The organism is Shewanella sp. 5_MG-2023, assembly GCF_030547465.1.
Taxonomy (GTDB): domain Bacteria; phylum Pseudomonadota; class Gammaproteobacteria; order Enterobacterales; family Shewanellaceae; genus Shewanella.
Genome location: NZ_JAUORC010000063.1, coordinates 1 through 2,719, shown reverse-complemented (window position 1 = coordinate 2,719; position 2,719 = coordinate 1). Strand labels below are relative to the sequence as shown.

Here is a 2,719-nt window from a genome sequence, read left to right as displayed (position 1 = left end):
AGGTGCAGCTAACTGTCAGCGCTGGTTGTGCGCTTAATACACCATTTCTTAATTTCAAATAAAAGCATTTTCCACTTGATAGATATCAAGCTTTTTTGCTGTGTTGAATTTAGTTTATGAGTTATTTTTGGTGATTAATGATGAAGTATTTAGTCCTTTGGCAGGAATAATCCCATCAGTTAATGGATGTAAGTGTTAGCAACTTAAAACGAATGGCGTTATGTTATAACTTCTAAATAATGGGTGGCTTTGTAATTATTGATTTAAATTTTTGACATGAAAAAGCCGCTTAAATTTCTTTAAGCGGCTTATCAAAATTGGTGGCCCCTCCCAGACTCGAACAGGGGACCTGACGATTATGAGTTTTAGCAAAATCGAATATACCCAGCTATCTTCTAGCCTAATCTCCCAGTAGATCACCTACAAAATTTCATAAACTGATACCACTACACTTGTCTAATTTCTTCCTGTTAACATAAATAAAGCGCAAGTAAACTCTTAATACTAGCGCTTTGATTTACGTTGTTTATCGTTATGGGATGTTATGCTTCTTGAGACGTTCTTCCCGTCTCACTTTCGCTCCAATTTGGCGTAGTACCAATTTTTTTTGCCTAATGCTGGTTATTATCAAAATAATTAAAGAGCCAAAGGTAACTCCATAGGCTAACCACACATAGAAGGCGTAGCCGCCCATATTTAAAAATTCAGAAACAGAGTCAAATTCCATTATTTTTCTCCTTGATTCATTGCAAGGTCTTTAACCCAGAGGCGCATGCTATTTCTCGCCAATATTTCATTTTTGAATCTAACTAAGGTTAGTGCACCAATCATCACCCCAAACCCTGTGATGTTAATCAGAAGTGGATAAAGCATATCTGATGACATTGCAGATTCTTCAGTGATTTTTATCGTTGCCGGCTGATGCAAAGAGTTCCACCATTCGACCGAGAATTTAATTATTGGGACATTAATTACTCCGACAATTGCGAGAATACCTGCTGCCCTTGCTGCTAATACTTTATCTTCATAAGAGGCGTAAAGAGCTATTACACCTAAATACAAGAAAAGTTGTACGAGTTCAGAGGTAAGCCTTGCATCCCAGACCCACCAAGTTCCCCACATTGGTTTCCCCCATGCAGAACCTGTAATTAGTGCAATAAAAGTCATAACAGCACCAATTGGAGCAATCGAAGCGGCCGCCCAATCAGCAGTTTTAATTTGCCACACAACACCTATAAATGCGCATGAGGCCATCGCCATATACGCAGCCATAGACATAGAGGCTGCTGGAACATGGATGTAAATGATCCTATAGCTTTCCCCTTGCTGGTAATCAACTGGAGTAAAAAGTAGCCCTTGAATTGTACCAAGTCCGATTAGGATAATTGCTGTAATAGCCAACCAAGGTAGCAGTTTATCAGATAGTTTGTACGCACGTTCAGGATCCGCATATGAGTGAAGCCATTTCCACATAGTTATTTTACTCTCTAATCATGCACTAATTAATGGGAGGGTTTAAAAACCTGACAATTTTACCAATAAACTACTAAAATATTAGCTTAAAAATCAGGAGCGTAAACACAATGATAACAATGTTGATTCTTTCAGCAACAGTTTTCAGGTGAAATTTTGAAAAATAACTAAGACACCCATAATTAATTGTTTATGAGTTATTTTTGGTGATTAATGATGAAGTATTTAGTCCTTTGGCAGGAATAATCCCATCAGTTAATGGATGTAGGTGTTAGCAACTTAAAACGAATGGCGTTATGTTATAACTTCTAAATAATAGGTGGCTTTGTAATTTTTTCTTTAAATTGAACTGAATGCCTTTGATAATTCACTTGCTTTAACTTACCGCGCCCTGTTTATTTGTAAATTAATTTAGGCGACAACTATCCTGACACAGGGGGGCTTGTCAAGAAGGCGAATAAACCTGAGTAATTTAGAGTTTTGGAATAACACTAAAGAGATTGAAGAAATGTAGTATTAAATGACCATCCAAACTTAGCAGCCCTGTATCTGCATCGTGATGCCCTCTACAGAGCTGGTATGTAAGTATTCAACATAACATTGCCCTGCCAGTAAGTTACCTGTTCCATATCCAATTCTGGAAAACCCATTGTCTTCGTATGAATGAAGATCACCATAAGTAGCCGTTCTGCTAGTATTATTTTTAATGACATCTGTTGGCGAGCCAACATCAACAAATGTTTCTATAAAGTACAGATTGGGATTTGTCGCTTCACTTTTGGTTTCAGGGTAGCCACGATACATTTGATAGCTTCCATATTGAGTTTCAAGATTAACATTATCTTCTAGCTTACCGTCAATCTGCGCTTTCATGTGCACTAATCTTAATGCATCTTTCATGCTGCCAAACGCACCTTTAATAACAGCCACTTTTGCATCGGTGCCCAGATCAATAAACTTAGGCGCTGCGATTACTGCAAGGATCCCTAAAATGATAATAACCACAACCAGCTCTATTAAGGTAAATCCGTTATGTTTAATGGTCGGTTTCAGCATTTACGGGCAGCCTTTAGGTTACGAAAAATAATCATGTTACTGGCAAATATCACCATTTAAAATACATAATAGCGCAATATATCAAAAAAAAATAACAAGGCCACCCATTCTAATTGGCTAAATGTTAAACACCCTACTAGGCTTTAGTTATTGCTCATTACTTGGTGATTGAAGATGGCCAGACCTAGAA

Annotated in this window: 3 protein-coding genes; all 3 read right to left on the bottom strand. The window is 37.5% G+C overall.

Going from position 1 to position 2,719, the window contains the following annotated elements; all coding sequences use genetic code 11:
• Positions 1–532: 532 nt before the first annotated feature.
• The 3 genes from ccmD to Q4557_RS19575 all read right to left on the bottom strand — a co-directional run bounded on the left by ccmD (position 533) and on the right by Q4557_RS19575 (position 2,529).
• A complete protein-coding gene (ccmD, locus tag Q4557_RS19585) occupies positions 533–727 on the bottom strand; it encodes a heme exporter protein CcmD (RefSeq protein WP_303414992.1) in 195 nt (64 codons plus the stop codon).
• The gene (locus Q4557_RS19580) at positions 727–1,473 is read right to left on the bottom strand and encodes a heme ABC transporter permease (protein ID WP_102531175.1); all 747 of its coding nucleotides are present in this window, start codon (positions 1,471–1,473) and stop codon (positions 727–729) included. Before Q4557_RS19580 ends, ccmD begins: the two co-directional genes overlap by 1 nt.
• 534 nt (positions 1,474–2,007) lie before the next feature.
• Positions 2,008–2,529: a type II secretion system protein gene (locus Q4557_RS19575; protein ID WP_303414991.1), complete on the bottom strand. Its 522-nt coding sequence runs from the start codon at positions 2,527–2,529 to the stop codon at positions 2,008–2,010.
• Positions 2,530–2,719 lie beyond the last annotated feature (190 nt).